The sequence below is a fragment of the Ruegeria marisflavi genome (assembly GCF_025673445.1).
GTDB classification, from domain to species: Bacteria; Pseudomonadota; Alphaproteobacteria; order Rhodobacterales; family Rhodobacteraceae; genus Ruegeria_B; species Ruegeria_B marisflavi.
This window is the reverse complement of record NZ_JAOVQN010000035.1, coordinates 1-14,921: the sequence shown is the minus strand read 5'-3', so window position 1 is coordinate 14,921 and position 14,921 is coordinate 1. Positions and strand designations below refer to the sequence as shown.

14 protein-coding genes and 1 pseudogene are annotated in these 14,921 nt (G+C 57.4%); 8 read left to right on the top strand and 7 right to left on the bottom strand.

The features are described 5' to 3' along the window. Positions 1–17 precede the first annotated feature (17 nt). Positions 18–1,589 (bottom strand): ABC transporter substrate-binding protein, encoded by a 1,572-nt coding sequence (locus tag OEZ49_RS21515; RefSeq protein WP_263390219.1) that lies wholly within the window; start codon positions 1,587–1,589, stop codon positions 18–20. Positions 1,590–1,879: 290 nt separating this feature from the next. Here OEZ49_RS21515 and OEZ49_RS21510 point away from each other — a divergent pair, with 290 nt between their 5' ends. Beyond that, positions 1,880–2,575 (top strand): GntR family transcriptional regulator, encoded by a 696-nt coding sequence (locus OEZ49_RS21510; protein ID WP_263390218.1) that lies wholly within the window; start codon positions 1,880–1,882, stop codon positions 2,573–2,575. Between the two features lie 81 nt (positions 2,576–2,656). Here OEZ49_RS21510 and OEZ49_RS23180 read toward each other — a convergent pair. The 5 genes and pseudogenes from OEZ49_RS23180 to OEZ49_RS21485 form a co-directional block, all read right to left on the bottom strand. Next, positions 2,657–2,842 (bottom strand): annotated as a pseudogene (locus OEZ49_RS23180) (IS6 family transposase); the annotation flags it as partial. 453 nt (positions 2,843–3,295) lie between these two features. Then, positions 3,296–3,955 (bottom strand): TetR/AcrR family transcriptional regulator, encoded by a 660-nt coding sequence (locus OEZ49_RS21500; protein ID WP_263390216.1) that lies wholly within the window; start codon positions 3,953–3,955, stop codon positions 3,296–3,298. 85 nt (positions 3,956–4,040) lie between these two features. Beyond that, positions 4,041–5,300, bottom strand: coding sequence for a TRAP transporter large permease (locus tag OEZ49_RS21495; RefSeq protein WP_263390215.1), 1,260 nt, complete (start codon positions 5,298–5,300; stop codon positions 4,041–4,043). 4 nt (positions 5,301–5,304) lie between these two features. Beyond that, positions 5,305–5,796 carry a TRAP transporter small permease gene (locus OEZ49_RS21490; RefSeq protein WP_263390214.1) on the bottom strand — a complete coding sequence of 164 codons (492 nt, stop codon included), beginning with the start codon at positions 5,794–5,796 and terminating at the stop codon, positions 5,305–5,307. A 7-nt stretch (positions 5,797–5,803) separates the two neighbouring features. Continuing rightward, positions 5,804–6,787: a TRAP transporter substrate-binding protein gene (locus OEZ49_RS21485; protein ID WP_164128088.1), complete on the bottom strand. Its 984-nt coding sequence runs from the start codon at positions 6,785–6,787 to the stop codon at positions 5,804–5,806. A gap of 276 nt (positions 6,788–7,063) precedes the next feature. Between OEZ49_RS21485 and OEZ49_RS21480 the strand changes: the two genes are divergently transcribed. The 7 genes from OEZ49_RS21480 to OEZ49_RS21450 all read left to right on the top strand — a co-directional run bounded on the left by OEZ49_RS21480 (position 7,064) and on the right by OEZ49_RS21450 (position 13,231). Further along, on the top strand, positions 7,064–7,777 hold the full coding sequence (locus OEZ49_RS21480; protein WP_263390213.1) for a nuclear transport factor 2 family protein: 714 nt from the start codon (positions 7,064–7,066) through the stop codon (positions 7,775–7,777). Between the two features lie 21 nt (positions 7,778–7,798). Further along, complete coding sequence (locus OEZ49_RS21475; RefSeq protein WP_164128085.1) at positions 7,799–8,035, top strand: hypothetical protein; 237 nt, start codon at positions 7,799–7,801, stop codon at positions 8,033–8,035. Continuing rightward, positions 8,032–9,372: a hypothetical protein gene (locus OEZ49_RS21470; protein WP_263390212.1), complete on the top strand. Its 1,341-nt coding sequence runs from the start codon at positions 8,032–8,034 to the stop codon at positions 9,370–9,372. Before OEZ49_RS21475 ends, OEZ49_RS21470 begins: the two co-directional genes overlap by 4 nt. Position 9,373: 1 nt before the next feature. After that, the gene (locus OEZ49_RS21465) at positions 9,374–10,789 is read left to right on the top strand and encodes an aldehyde dehydrogenase family protein (RefSeq protein ID WP_263390211.1); all 1,416 of its coding nucleotides are present in this window, start codon (positions 9,374–9,376) and stop codon (positions 10,787–10,789) included. A 12-nt stretch (positions 10,790–10,801) separates the two neighbouring features. Next, a complete protein-coding gene (locus OEZ49_RS21460; RefSeq protein ID WP_263390210.1) occupies positions 10,802–11,548 on the top strand; it encodes a sulfite exporter TauE/SafE family protein in 747 nt (248 codons plus the stop codon). A gap of 277 nt (positions 11,549–11,825) precedes the next feature. Next, the gene (locus tag OEZ49_RS21455) at positions 11,826–12,218 is read left to right on the top strand and encodes a nuclear transport factor 2 family protein (protein ID WP_263390209.1); all 393 of its coding nucleotides are present in this window, start codon (positions 11,826–11,828) and stop codon (positions 12,216–12,218) included. Further along, on the top strand, positions 12,215–13,231 hold the full coding sequence (locus tag OEZ49_RS21450) for an NAD(P)H-dependent amine dehydrogenase family protein (protein ID WP_263390208.1): 1,017 nt from the start codon (positions 12,215–12,217) through the stop codon (positions 13,229–13,231). Before OEZ49_RS21455 ends, OEZ49_RS21450 begins: the two co-directional genes overlap by 4 nt. A gap of 128 nt (positions 13,232–13,359) precedes the next feature. Here the strand turns inward: OEZ49_RS21450 and OEZ49_RS21445 are convergent, their stop codons facing one another. Then, positions 13,360–14,616, bottom strand: a complete 1,257-nt coding sequence (locus tag OEZ49_RS21445) for a tetratricopeptide repeat protein (protein ID WP_263390207.1) — start codon at positions 14,614–14,616, stop codon at positions 13,360–13,362. Between the last annotated feature and the right edge of the window lie 305 nt (positions 14,617–14,921).

The window sequence follows — 14,921 nt, the reverse complement described above, 5'->3', positions numbered from 1 at the left end:
CCCGCGGTGACATGCGATTACTTGGTGACGTACCAGAGCCGTGGCTTGTTATCGGGGAATTGCGGGAAATCCGCGAACGCCGCCGATACCGCCCAGGCCATCGGCTGCTGGTGCAGCGGCATCATCACGATCTCGTCGCGCGCGATCTTCAGCGCCTCGGTCTCCATCGCCAACCGCTTGTCGCGGTCAAGCTCGATCCCGGCGGCATCGGTCAGCCTGTCGATTTCGGGATAGGACCAGCCGCCCCAGTTGAACACGCCAGCATTGCCTTCCTTGCTGTGCAGCATCTGGATCAGGATCGAATAGGTATCCAGCATCGGCAGCGTCGCCCAGCCGATGGTATAGACATCGGCCTGGCCGTTTGCGCGCTTCGGCGTCTGCTTGGCGGTCGGCCCGATATCGAGTCGCGGCTTCAGCCCCACCCGTGACCACATCGAAGCAATCGCCTGACAGAACTGCTCTTCGTTAACATAGCTTTCATTAGTGCAGACAAAATCGAACTCGAACCCGTCGGGATAACCGGCCTCGGCCAGCAGAGCCTTGGCCTTTTCGACATCGACCGCGACAACCGTATCGAGATCTGCTGAATAGCCCGGGATCGCCGGCGCCACCAGCAGGCCCGCGTTACGCGACTTGCCGCGCATCACCTTGTCGTGGATCAGCTCCATATCGACAGCCATCTGCATGGCCTGACGCACGCGCAGGTCATTCATCGGGTTTTTGCCGCCGGCGATCAGCTCCTCGCGGCGGTTGAAGCCCAGCATGACAGTGCGCAGGTCGGTGCGCTCCAGCACCTTGAGGTTGGACGCGGCAGCCAGGCGCGGCAGATCCTGCACCGGGGCGTTGTCGACAAAATCCACCTCGCCCGACAGCAGCGCCGCAACCCGTGTCGCCGCCGACGAGATCGGCTGGAATTCGATACGGGTCAGGTTGTGCTTGGGCGTGTCCCACCAGCCGGCATTGGCGGTAAGAATGGTCTGCGCCTCGGGCGTGCGCGATTCGAGGATGAACGGCCCGGTGCCGTTGGCGTTGAACGTGGCGTAGCCTTCCACCCCGGCGCTCACGTCGGTGGGTTTCTCGGCATTGTTCTCGACCAGCCAGTCCTTGTCGAACACATGGATGTTGGTCAGGTCGTTGAGCAGCAGCGGGTACGGCCCAGTCAGCTCGATATCGATGGTGTAATCGTCGACCACTGCGGCGCTCTTGTAGGCCGGCAGGTTGCCTTTCAGTGGCGAGGTCGGGTCGCTGACCCGTTGCAGCGAGGCAAGGACGTCTTCTGCGGTGAAATCGTTTCCGTTGTGGAACTTGACGCCTTCGCGCAGCTTGAAGCGCCAGGTCGTCGGCGAGACGATTTCCCACGAAACCGCCAGCGCCGACTCGATCTGGAGATCGCGGTTATAGCGCACCAGCCCCTCGTAGATGTGGTTAAGGAAGTTGATCGTGTAGCTGTCGCCGTAGGAATAGGGGTCGAGCGACACGATATCGCGCGGAGCGCCCCATTTGATGGTTTCTGCAATGGCGCCGGTGCCGATGAGGGCCGCAACCAGCCCCCCGGCCAGCGCGGATTTGGTTCCGAATGTCTTCAACATGGAAGGTTCTCCCCGTTTTGGATACAAAATAAGCAGATTTTGAATCCAATATTTCTGGTTTCCCGCGCTGCCCGAAACATTTGGGGCGCGCAGCCTCGTCTCAATCCTTGATCTCGTCCTGAGATGACTGAAGCCTAGGATCTCTATCTTTGCGTTGTCTACAAAAAAATTAACTAATTGCATACAATCAAAGTATGCAATGCATGAGAGAAGTTACCTGCTATTGTCGCGCCGCCATCTGTGGTAATGACTAACACAACCAGGCCTCGGGCCGCTAAGCGATTAAGAACATGCTCAAATCTTCCAAGCGCAGCTTTCCGGTTTACGATTCTCTCAGGCAGGCGATCATCGAACAGGCCCTCCGGCCCGGGGTCAAACTGCCCGAGGACTCGATTGGTGAAACTTTTGGCGTTAGCCGAACGATTGTGCGAAATGCATTGGTCCGGCTGGATGCAGAGGGCCTCGTCGATATTCAGCCGTATCGCGGCGCTTCCGTCGCTGAGCCGACGATCGAGGAGGCCTACGACATCTTTGAGATGCGCCAGTGCCTCGAACGCGAGGTCATGCAGCGCCTGTGCCGGATGGACCCGAAACCCATCGTCAAGGCACTGAAGGCACATCTCGCCGAAGAACGGAGCGCACTTGGCAAGGACAGCACCCGCTCGATCCGACTGGCCGGAGAGTTCCATATCCTGCTGGCCGAACTGACCGGTTCGCACATCCTCGCCAATTACGTCAACGAGATCGTGTCGCGCTGTTCGTTGATCCTTGCCCGGTTCGCACAGGCCCACTCAGCCGAGTGCGGTGTCGAGGAACATGCCGAGATCATCTCGGCTATCGCCGAAGGTGTCGCGGCAAAGGCCATCGGGCAGATGCACAGCCACCTGCATGGCGTGCAGGACCGGGCGTTGCTCAACCCCGATGACGACCGTGCCGAGAACGTAGCCGAAATCCTTTCGCGTTATCGGACGAATGAGACCGACTGATTGAGATGGCGCTGGAAGACGAATTCGAACTTTTCTCTACTTGGACGGGATGGCTGCCCGTTATGCCGGAAAGAGTCCGCGTCACTCTGCAAGCGCGGCGGTACGGTTTTGTTTGAAATGGCAACTTTTCAAAAGGATGAGGTTCTGGTTGAAGTGGTTGAGGATGGAGGCGTGAACAGCAACGAGTTTCTGAAGGCTTCGCATCTGCCTGAAGCGCTGCACGGCGCGCTCTCTTCGTCGGAACGGAAGGTGTGAATTCTCAACGCGGGGGACACCATGACTACTATTGAATGTCCGTTTCTTCTGAATTGTCGCCGTTCCGCGGCACACGCAGCGAACGCACGCCCTCCGCCCCATCGCTACGAATGCCGCGGGCATCACCAAGGCACAGATTGGGCTCGTCCCGCCCCTCTCTGCGGTTTGCACCGATGTCAGCACCAGCGCGATTTCGATTGATGGTAGCCTTGTGGCCGCGCTCGTTGTCTCCACAAACGCAGTGCATGTCGCCCACCTCGGGCAGGGTCAGCGTCGCGCCGGCGCTGATGTTAAGGACGGGGTAATGTAAAGCGTGTCGCAGTTCATGCTCACGGTCGGCTGATTGTCGACGGAGGTCGAATCGCAGAGGTGGTACAAGCGGTTCAGCCCGCCTGCGAGCGCCACGTACTTCGCAAACTCGATGTCAGTGGCGGAACTGCCTATTTTATGCGGCACCTGTCACGATCAGCTTTGGCCAACGTGCATGTAACTGCGGACAACTTCTTTGAGGCCGCTGCGCAGCGATTGGTCTTTGGTCGAAAAGACGTGGTAGTCGTTCACCAAGTCGTTCTGAAGCGCACCAACCACCAGCTGAAAACAGAAACTCAACCTCGTCTGGGTTTCTGCCTGATCAAACGCCGGGAATTGCGTGCCGCAGGCCCGGCGGTAATTTCGCATGATCTCGCGTGCTGAATCGCGCATTGGCGCCCAAGGGTCGTCAGGTTCGAGAATGCGGAGCAGGGACTCCCGCAAGACACCGCGCACCGGGCCGGTAAAAAGATCTGCCATCAGATCGACGAGCTCGTCCAGAGCTTCCTCGGGTTCCATCTCGTACAGCTTGTCGCCGCCGATGCGAGCATGAATCTCGAGGTTGCAAAGGTTTATCGCTGCCGCGCGCAGCGCGCGAAAATAGGCTTCCTTATCCTCGAACCGAGTGTAAAAGCTGCCGACCGATTGCCCGCAGTCCTGCGCCAGATCCGACACCTTCAGATCGTTGAACCGCATCGAGTTCAGAAGCTTGATGCCAGCTTCGATGTATGCGTCCCTGATGCGGCGACTGCGTGCCTGCCGGGCCGGCAGTACGCCGGGGATGTCTTCGTTTACCGATATTGCATCGATATTCATCCCGTGCCTTTCCGCACTTTCCGTTCCGTGCTCGATTTAGATTCTCGTTGCGGCCTTGTCAAAGCATCGCCTTGTCCTCCCGCGCTCATCGGACAAAGAAGAGCGCGGTTTGAGGCACGAAGGTGACGATCAATAAAACAGCCATGATAAGCGCGATAAAGGGCAAGACAGCCATGCAGATCTCCAGGAATTTCTCCCGAAAGGCTGTCATCGCGACGATCAGGTTTAGGCCCATTGGCGGAGTCAGAAAGCCGATTTCCAGGTTGATCACCATGATCACGCCGAAGTGGATCGGATCGATGCCATAGGCCATCGCGGGCACCATCAGCAGCGGGCCGAGGATAAGAATGGCCGAAATCACGTCAAACAAGCATCCCACGACCAGCAATAGTAGGTTCACTGCCAGTAGGAAGGCGATCTTGTTGTCGGTGACCGACGTGATCCACATGGCCAGCTGGTCGGGCACCTCTTCGATCGTGAGGATGGTCTTGAGGCTCAGGGCGACGGCAACGATCGGAAACAGCATTCCCAGCAATTTCGCCGTCTCGACGCAGGTGTGATAAAAATCTATCGGCTTCAGTTCCCGGTGAATGAAGATCTCGACGAAAAGCGCGTAGACCAGTGCCACCGCCGCAGCTTCGGTGGCCGAGAAATATCCCGAATAGATGCCGCCCAGCAGGATCACCGGCAGCATGGTTGACCAACCGCCCCGTTTCAACGCGGTGGTGAACTCCAACAGGTTGAACGGTTGGGACGGCATCTTGCGATTGACCCAGTAGGAGTAGCCCGCCAGAACCGCCGCAATCATCAGACCCGGAATGATGCCCGCAAGGAAAAGGTCAGCGATGTTCTTTTCGTTCACGATCCCATAAAGGATCAGCGGGATGGACGGCGGGATGATGATGCCCAGTGTCCCACCCGAGGTCAGAGCTCCAAGTGCAAAGCGCTTGGAGTAGCCATTTTGTAAAAGAGCCGGATACAGAATTGTGCCGACAGCCAGCAACGTGACCGGGGACGATCCGGAAATGGCCGCAAAGATGGCGCAACTCAGGATCGTCGCCACTGCCAGACCGCCCGGGATCGGCCGGGTGACGCTGACCGCAAGATCAATCAGGCGGCGCGCGATCGAACCGCGCGTCATGATCGAACCGGCCAGCAGGAACATCGGGATGGCCAGCAACAACGCATTGTCGAGGCTGATCCAAATATCCTCGGCCAGGTACTCCAGATGCCCATCGCCCCAGACCAGATGCACATAGGCCGCAGAAGCAAGAAGAATGACGATGATGTTCTGTCTGAACGCCAGAAGCGCCAGCACCATCACGAGAAGTAGTACAGCATACATCGAGTCACCCTGCCGGCTTGTCTGAATAAATCTTGAGATCGGGACGGATCGCGAAGATCAGATGTTTCACCCCAGCTGACCCGAAGGCATAGGGTATGATCAGTTGCAGCGGCCAAAGCACAAAGTAGAGCACGGGCGCCTTGTCACCGCTATCCATAGAGGTTTGGACAAAGGTCCAGGCAACATAGGATCCGGCGAAAAAGAACACCGCTGACAGGACATCGCCGACCCGCGCAACCTCGTGACCATGTCGACCAGCAAGAAAATCAAGGAACTCGGGCCGTAGGTGAGAATTGTCGGTTGTCGCCAGCGTCAACCCCAAGAATCCAGCAATGATCGCGCCATAGACTGCGATTTGCTGGAGTCCCAGCACCGCTGTGGAAAAGACTTCACGTCCGATGACATCCACCATGAGAAGAGCGGCAACGAGGGCGTATGCCGCCGTTGCCACGATGGATTCGGTCAGCGTCAGTCCTTTGAGAATGGACCGCAACATGTTCCGCTCACGAACAGGCTTGCTTGGCGGCAAGGATCTCGTCCCACTTCGCCTTTGCGGTGTCGTCCAATTCGTTCAGGATCGCTTCCTGCGCCGCCGGAACCAGGGCTTTCCACTGATCCAGTTCCTCAGGGGCCAATTCGATAACCGTGGCGCCTTCGGATGCGGCCTTTTTCAGAAGCGCGCCCTCGGCGCCGCGGATCGCTGCGCGCAATTCAAGGAAAATCGGCGCGGCCTCTTCGATCCATGCCTTTTCCTGATCGGTCAGCCCCTCCCAAGTACGGGACGACATGATGATCGCGCCAACCTGATGCTGGTGGCGGGTCAAAGTGATCTGCGGAGCGACCTTGTCATAACCGGTGGCGATACCGAAAACCGACAGTTGGGTCGCCGCATCGACCTGCCCGGTCTTGAGCGCCGGAACCGCCTCGCTGGGCGCCAGGGGCACTGGTGTACCACCCGCCGCCTGGATGAACAAAGTGTCGGTCGCGGCAGGAGCTGTGCGGATCTTTACCCCCTTGAGGTCGCCTGGCACACGAAGCGGATCCTTTGAGAAGATCGATTGGTATCCGACCTCCATCCAGCTCAGCGTCTTTACCTTGGCGGCGTCGAATTCAGCACCGAAGGTCTTGAGCAGGTGATTGTCGGCCACGCAATCAAACTGTGCGGCGTCGTCGAAGGCGTATGGCGAAGCCAAAAGACCGAATTCCGGCACTAATAGCGACACCGCCGTGTTCGACATCACTCCCATGTCGATCCGACCGCGGGCGATCTGTTTAACGACGTCCTGCTCCCCACCCAGTTTCGAACCAAGGTAAGGCTCGATGACCAGTTCGCCGCCCGACAGTTCGGCGACCTTGTCCACGAATTTCATGGTTACCGCGCCCCAAGGCGAATTTGGCGGCGGCGCTGCGCTGAGCCGTAGTTCCTTGGCCTCGGCGGCTATGCTTCCGGCTGCCACCAATGCGGCTGCAATGGCTGATAGTTTCATGACGGCGTCCTCCCTGTATCGCGTCAATATCGAGCTGAGAGAATGCTAGTATCGCGACCTAGATTCTGTCAATTAAAATGAATTCATATTCATTAGTTTTATTTTTCTCTTGTTATTATAGTGACTTGGGATGTATTTTTGTTGGAAATTTTTGTGAACCTGAAATCATTTTCTTGACAAGCAAGCTGAAGAATCAGTAATTTCATCTTGGTCGGCACGGAGGTGGACAAAAGGGCGACCACGCACCGGGGCCTGAAGAAAAAGATCGGAAAACAGATGTCCAAAGTCGGCAACAAAGCAACAACTGGACGACGCGACAGAGAAAACGCCTCGAACGGTCACGTGCGCGCGTCTCCGACCCGGTCGGAGCCGACGAGCCTGAACATAGTGGACAATGCCGCCGCGATGACCGCCACTGAAATCGAGCGGATTGAATCACCCGAGCCGGAACGCGTCACCCAGACCCGTTCGGCAGTCATCGGCAACCCCGCAGAACAGCAGGTCGAGGAGATTCGTCCGTCAACACCGGCAAGCAACGCGCCCCGCATCGCAAATGGCTTCAAGATCGTCGACAACCGGGCGTATCAACGCAAGGAACGGATCAGATCAGCCCCCCTGACGGTGCCGGCAGGCGACGAGATCGAGTACAAAAAGCTTTTCACTAAATTCGAAGAGGCGTTTACCGCCCGCGACATGGCGGCTTTACGCAAGTGCCTCTCCCCCGCGTTTACTTGGAAACTGCCGAATGGGCAGGTGGTCTATGGCCGGGACAACGCACTAGAGGAAATGGAACGCCGCTTTGCAATGCCCAATGGACCAAGGTTTTCGGCTTCGGTCTGGCGGTTCAGCGGCCAGACCGTCCTTCAAACCTATGATGTCGAATACATGGGGCCCGACGGTCGTTGGCGGCAATCCAAAGGTTTCGATTACTACGAGATCGGCCAAGGGCTGATCACCCTCAAGGATGCTTACTGGAAAATGATCCCCTGAAAGGTGGGATGGGAGGAAGACATGAAAATTGACTCGGCGGCAGGCGAATTTTCGTTCGACCTGGAAAAACTGGATTTGCGCAATGATGGAATCGTGCTGACCGGCAAGATGGGGGTCTGGGAAGCCGAGACAACCATGACCGACGCCGATCTGCGGCGCATCCTCGGCATGGTGCTGCGCAAGCCCGGAGCCTGGGGCTATCTGATCAGGCTCTTGTTCAGCGTGCGTCGGGATGTGGCCCGGGAGGCGCGGCAATGAGCGCGCGAAAGCCCGATGGCCTGCCCCCGCAGGCGCAAGCCGCCTGGGATTTTCCCCTGTTCGACGCAATCATGGGTCGCCGGTCGCGCCGGTTTGGCCTGGGCATGGAGATGACCTCTGGCCCGTTCCAACACAAATCCGAGTACGATCCCTATCCGCTGAGTGATCTGGAAACGGCGATGCTGGTCGCTGCGGCCACGGCAACAACGGGCCCGATCCTGGCCGAGACCAACCTGCCGGGGGCCATGGTGAAGACCATCGGCAAACCCTATCCCTCTGCCATGGGTTCGCACCGGTCGCGGCTCTTCTTCACCAATGACGACGGCGTGTTTGTGGTCAACGCCGACAAGGCGAAGATGACCAAGATGCGCGAGTACGAGAGCGCGGATGACCGCGACAAGCTGTTGGGGTTCTACGATAATTTTGTCGAGAAGATCGACGATGGACGGATGGACCTGCCGCCATCGGAACCGGGCATCTGGCCTCACAACCAGTGGGTCACCAACATGCCGGGCACCACGATCTTCATGCCGGTGATCGACGTCACCAAGGACATCATCAAGCTGATGATCAACCTTTGTGACGGCAAGGCCGGACGATATGCCCAGAACACCGGGGGATACTACATCGTCGATGATCGCAACGGCATGCGCCCCTGCGGCAACCAGAAATGGATCGACAACGGACTTTTGAACAAGCGCAAGGTCATGACCCTGAGCCGGCTGGAAAAACTCCTGTCCGACGGGATGCTCGCCGAAGGCGCCTTCATGGGCCAACTCATGGCACTGACCCTTCAGGCGACAGGGCTGGGCGGTTGGGTTTATGGCGGGTTCTCTTCGACTGTTGTTCTGGGCGGCACGCCCGCCTGCCGGGGTCTCGGCTTCCGTTTCATCCAGTCCAAGTCCGACCCGTTCCCGATCCCGGTTGGCCGAGACGGTGTATTTCAAGCCTATTGCCCACCCTATTTCGCCAACATGTCCGATGCGGTCGATGCTGCGCTGGAAGGCGCCTTGCAGACAATGGACCAGTGGGAAGCCAAGGGCATGGTCAAGCCGCACACGGCGCCAAACGCCGAGTTCGACGCCGCCACAATTCCCGCCAGCCCCGAGGGCATTCAGTGCGTCAAGGACATGTGCCAGTACATCTACGACACCTATGGCAAGTTCCCCGCAACGGTGGACCCAATCCAGATGACACTGTTTATCCAGGCTCATCACCTCGACCTCGATTTCTATGACAAGCATATGAAACCGGGGGCTTACCTCGACACTCACAAGAACCATTTCCGCGACTGGCACGGCAACAACGGGCCGACGAAGCGCGCCACGGAGGAATGACATGGACCCGTTTCGCCTGATCATCGATGGCAAGAAAGTCCCGACGAAGCAATGTTTCGAAGTGCTGAACCCTGCCACGGAAAAGGTCGCCGGGCTGGCGCCTCTGGCGACCAGGGAACAGCTTGAGGACGCGATCCGCGCCGCCAAGGTGGCACAGAAATCATGGACCAAGGAAACCGAGCGCAAGCGGCAGACTGCCTGCCGCCGCATCGCCGAGCGGATCGAGGCACATTCCGAAGAGCTTGCCGCCCTTCTGACCGCCGAACAGGGTAAACCGATGGGCGGGTTGGGATCGCGCTGGGAAATTGGTGGCGCAATCGCCTGGACACAGTATACGGCCAGCCTGTCGATGCCGCCCAAGGTACTACAAGACAACAATGAAGGCCGGGTGGAACTGTTCCGCAAGCCGATCGGCGTGGTCGGTTCGATCCTGCCGTGGAACTTCCCGGTCATGATCGCAATCTGGCACATCATTCCGGCCGTGCTTTCGGGCAATACAGTGGTTGCAAAACCCTCGCCCTACACGCCCCTCACCACACTGAGGTTGGTCGAGCTGATGAACGAGGTTCTGCCGCGCGGTGTCGTGAACTGCGTCACGGGCGACGACGACCTTGGCCCGGCCATGACCAGCCATCCCGACATCGGCAAGATCGTGTTCACCGGCTCCTCGGGTACCGGCAAGAAAATCTATGCCAATGCAGCCGAATCCATGAAACGCATGACCCTGGAACTGGGCGGCAACGATGCGGGTATCGTGCTGCCGGACGTCGATCCCAGGCAAATTGCCGAAGGGCTGTTCTGGGGCGCCTTCATCAACACCGGTCAGACCTGCGCCGCGCTCAAACGTCTCTATGTACATGACGATGTCTACGAAGATGTCTGCGAGGAACTGGTCAAGTTCGCGCGCAAGATGCCCATGGGCGAAGGCACCGACGAGACCGCGATGTTGGGTCCAATGCAGAACCTGCGCCAGTTCGAGATTGTCAGCGATCTTGTTGCCGATGCCCGCAAAAAGGGCCGCGTTCTGCTGGGCGGCGACCCGCCCGCGCGTACCGGCAAGAAACAGGGATACTTCTTTCCGCTCACCATCATCGCAGACCTCGACAACGGTGACCGCCTTGTCGACGAAGAACAATTCGGCCCGGCGCTGCCGATCATCCGGTTCCGCGACATCGACGAGGTGATCGAAAAGGCCAACGACAACCCCAACGGGCTCGGCGGGTCGGTCTGGAGCCGCAACATAACAACTGCCCGCCAGGTAGCCAGCCGGATGGAATGCGGGTCGGTCTGGATCAACAAGCACGGTATGATTCAACCCAATGCGCCATTCGGCGGGGTAAAGCAATCTGGTGTCGGCGTCGAATTTGGCCAGGAAGGGTTGGAGGAATACACCAACATCCAGGTCGTATTCTCCTGATTGTTCGCACACATGCTGTCGTTTCTTGATCCCAGCATTGTGCCGCCCCTTCTGGTCGCCGCAGTGTTCGCGGCGTCCTTGTTGCAGGCTGTTACCGGCATCGGCTTTGGCGTGATCGCCGGGCCGGTGCTTCTCGTCACGATGGCCAGCGCGGGCGCCATCCAGGTATCAATCGTGCTGAGTTTCCTGATCGCGCTGTTGCTGGCGCCAATGACCCTTCGCGCGGTCAACTGGCGTCTGTTGCGGCCGCTGTTCATCGGTGTTTGCCTCGGGACACCGGTGGGCGCCCTGGCCTATCTGTCGCTATCGTTGGAAACCCTGAAACTGTGCGCGGCGATTGTCGTCGGAGCAATGACTGTCATTGCGACCGGGATTCTGGCCAAATTTCCGATTTTTCAGTCTGACACTGCCCTCAGGCGCGGCGCGGTCGGAGTGGTCTGTGGGATCCTGAACGCCGCACTCGCCATGCCCGGCCCGCCGGTGGCGGCCTATGTCACCGCGATCCGGGGCGATGGAAAGGTCGTGCGCGCGACGACACTTGTCACCTTCCTGCTGTCCTACCCGATCGCATTGGCTTTCCAGGCACTGTTCGTCGGATTTTCGGAAAGCCTACTTCCAACGGTCTCTGCATTAACCATTCCGACCATCGCTGGCACCGCGTCAGGCCTGTTTCTCGCTCGTTCCATCAACGAGCAAGCATTCAAATGGCTGACAGTCCTCTTCCTGATTGTCAGCGTTGCGCTACTCGTTGTGAAATAGCGCTTAGGGTCTTGCCGCCGGTTGGTGTTGCCAGACCAACGCGAACTCGTCTCCCCAAGGGCAGTATGCCTGTCTCTTAACTGCCGCTCCGAGCCCTACTGTGAGTTGGCCAAGTACACAGAAACCGTCGCGAAGGGCTCACAGCGGACATCTAACGGATTTGGTCGGATGTCCGGATTGCGGGACAAAGCCGACGTCAGCATCTTACCTTATGAACCCTAATTCTTGCCAAGTCGGCAGATGAAAAATACCGTTTGTCAAACACAGGGAGAAAAAGATGTCATTTACTCAAAGTGATTTGGACGACCTGGCGCAACGCTACACAGCTGCTTGGAACTCAAAGGTTCCCGAGAATGTTGCAGCCTTCCATGTAGCTAGCAGCAGTATTGTCATTAACCGGGGCGAGCCCTCTGAGGGTCACGAAGGTCTGACGGCGATGGCCGCAGGCTTTCATGCCGATGTGCCTGACTTGCATCTTACTTGTGACGGTATTCGCGGTGCCGGTTCGCATGTTGTCTATATGTGGACTTTTACTGGACATCACGCTGAGACAGGGAAACCCTTGAACGTGCAGGGCTGGGAAGAATGGGAACTCGATGATGACATGAAGGTCACCTCCGCTTTGGGTTGGTTTGACGGCGAGGACTACGACCGCCAAGTTGCGGGATGAGCAGCGGTCCGTTTTCAGACATCCGGGTGGTTGTGTACGGCGTGGGGGCGATGGGCGCCCTGGCAACGCGCCTACTTGTGGACAAAGGTGCCAAGATTGTTGGGGCTGTGGGGCGCAGTTCGTCCAAGGTTGGTCGTGACCTCGGCGAAGTCGCGGGGCTTGGGAAACGGCTTGGTGTCTCAATAGAAAGTGACGCTGATGAGGTCTTAACCCGCGGAGCCGATATCGCGGTGGTGTGTGTCGGCAGCTATCTGTCTTCTATGCATAAGCACTTTGAAACGTGCCTAAAGAACGGGGTGAATGTCGTGACCATTGAGGAAGAAACAGTTTTCCCGTGGACAACGGCATCAGCTCACGCGGAGGCGTTGGACGCCCTAGCGAAGGCTAATGGCGTTACACTGGCAGCGTCAGGCGCACAGGACGTATTCTGGCTCAACTTGGTGACCACTTTGTTGGGGGCATCCCACAAGATAGACAAGGTGATCGGACATTCTCGCTGGAATGTGGATGACTATGGGCCCGAGGTTGCCAACCATCTTCTGATTGGGCGATCCAAGGAAGACTTCGACCAGATTGTAGAAGTATCCGGCTGGCCTGAATTTGTCGCCCGTCAAACCCTGGAGGCTCTCGTCGCGCGTCTTGGGCTCAAGGTGGCTTCCATCGCTTCGGATGTCACGGCCGTCACTGCGAGTGCGCAGATCCATTGCCGGAGCTTGAAAGAGGAGGTCCCACCGGGCCATGTGATTGGAACCATAGATCGAACAGTCGTGACAACGCGAGAAGGCCTGCAATTCGAATTTGCGATGGAAGGACGGCTTTATCGCGATGGCGAAACTGATTACAATTTCTGGAAGGTTCAGGGAGAACCAAGTCTTCAACTCAGTTGCGAAGACGCGAACTACCGCTTCACGACCTGTTCGACGCTCGTAAATCGCATCCCAGACGTGATTGCAGCTGCACCCGGACTGTGCTCACTCGATATGTTGAATTCACCGAGATACAGGCATCATTGAGAGGGAGGGCAACCGCTTACGCGACTAAGCTTCCAAATTTGTCGCGTTCGCTGGTACACAACGAACTTCAAAATGGGGATAGAATAGATAACCCCCACGTTCAGAATAGGAGAGTTTGCTCACGTGCGCTACCGTTTCGGGATCGAAAGAGACATTCGCTGCGCGTCTTTGGACTGCGGGAGACCGGCGCCCTCGGCAAGTTGCAGTATCTCGTTCACCACCTTCTCGTTTCGGTACAGTTCCTGAACTCGGACGTATTCGGAAGTCAGTGTAGGATCGTCCGCAAGCGTCGCAGCAATCAACTTGCGCGCGAGTTCCGCGTCTCCACGTTTCATGCTCACGACTGCGCGGTAGATGCGTGGGCATCGGGTCTGGAAAGGGAGACTACGCGCGCAAGCTAGCATTTGGTCGAGTTTACCTTCCACGAAATAGGCGCGTATGCGGTTCTCCAGTATCCAAACGGGAATAAAGGGGTCCATGATTTCAGCGCGATCTAGCATCTCGAGGCCCTTTTCGGGATCGCCGTTGAATATGTGGAATGCTGCGACCAAACCGACAATATGAGCGTTGTTGGGAGCCAGTCGCATGGCGCGTTCATAGTGAACGTATGCCTTGATGAAGTCTCTGTGTATGCGCAGTTGCATGTTGCCCATAATACGGTGTGCATCGGCATCTTCCGGATCAAGGCGGAGTGCCTTCTCGATCATTTGCTGTGCAGCATCCAAGTCAAAATCATCCAGATTCGATGCGGAACAGACCTTCATCGAGTAACCTCGGCTGAAGTTCTTATCCTCAGCGATTGCGCGGTCAAACCATGCAACAGCCTCTCGGTAATTATCGAGAGTTACTCCGCCCAACCGGTGCAGCTCCATCCCGCGCAAGTAATGCTCATAGGCGGTCATCGACACCGGTCGTTTCAGCTTCGCAGCTTTGATTTCCGCCTGCTCGATCCGTCCGAAAACAGTTGAAGCCTCCCGGACAACAACGTCATCGAGCATATCCAGAAATTCCTGAAAATCGCGCTGAATTCTGTCGCTCCATATGACTGACCCGTTATCACCATTGTAAAGCGATACGCTGAGCCGGACCCGATTACTCGCCTTGCGCACCGAACCAGTCAGGACAAAGCCAACTCCGGCATTTCGACCGATTTCTACTGGGTCGCGATCGCGCAATTCGTTGGCAGCGGTGCGAGAAACGACAAAGAGGCCTTGGATGCGGCTCAGTTCAAGTATCAAATCTTCCGCAAGACCATCGGCAAGAAATGTCTGATCCTCATCAGCGGAGGGGGAAGTGCGAAATGGTACAACCGCTACAGAATTTGGTCGGCGTGTAGCCGTGAAATCGGTGCGCGATGCATCTGCCTGGTACAAATGCGCATCCATCCGCTCTTTCACCCTATACACACTGATAGGTTCAGAAACGCCTTTGAATTGAAGCTGAAGCGGAGGATCAAATTTGCAAGGCGAAGCTCGGCGGACTTGGGAGAAAACGCATCGGAAACAAGTATGTCACCAGGCGCCGTGAGCTACCCCCAAAATTTCGGACACTGACGTAAGCTACGATTTGCTGTCTGTTGATCTTCGACGATAAGGAGATCAGAGATGTCGAAACGGAAGCAACCTTCGCCCGAGTTCAAGGCGAAGGTGGCGCTTGAGGCGCTGAAGGGTGAGCATACGGTGTCCGAGCT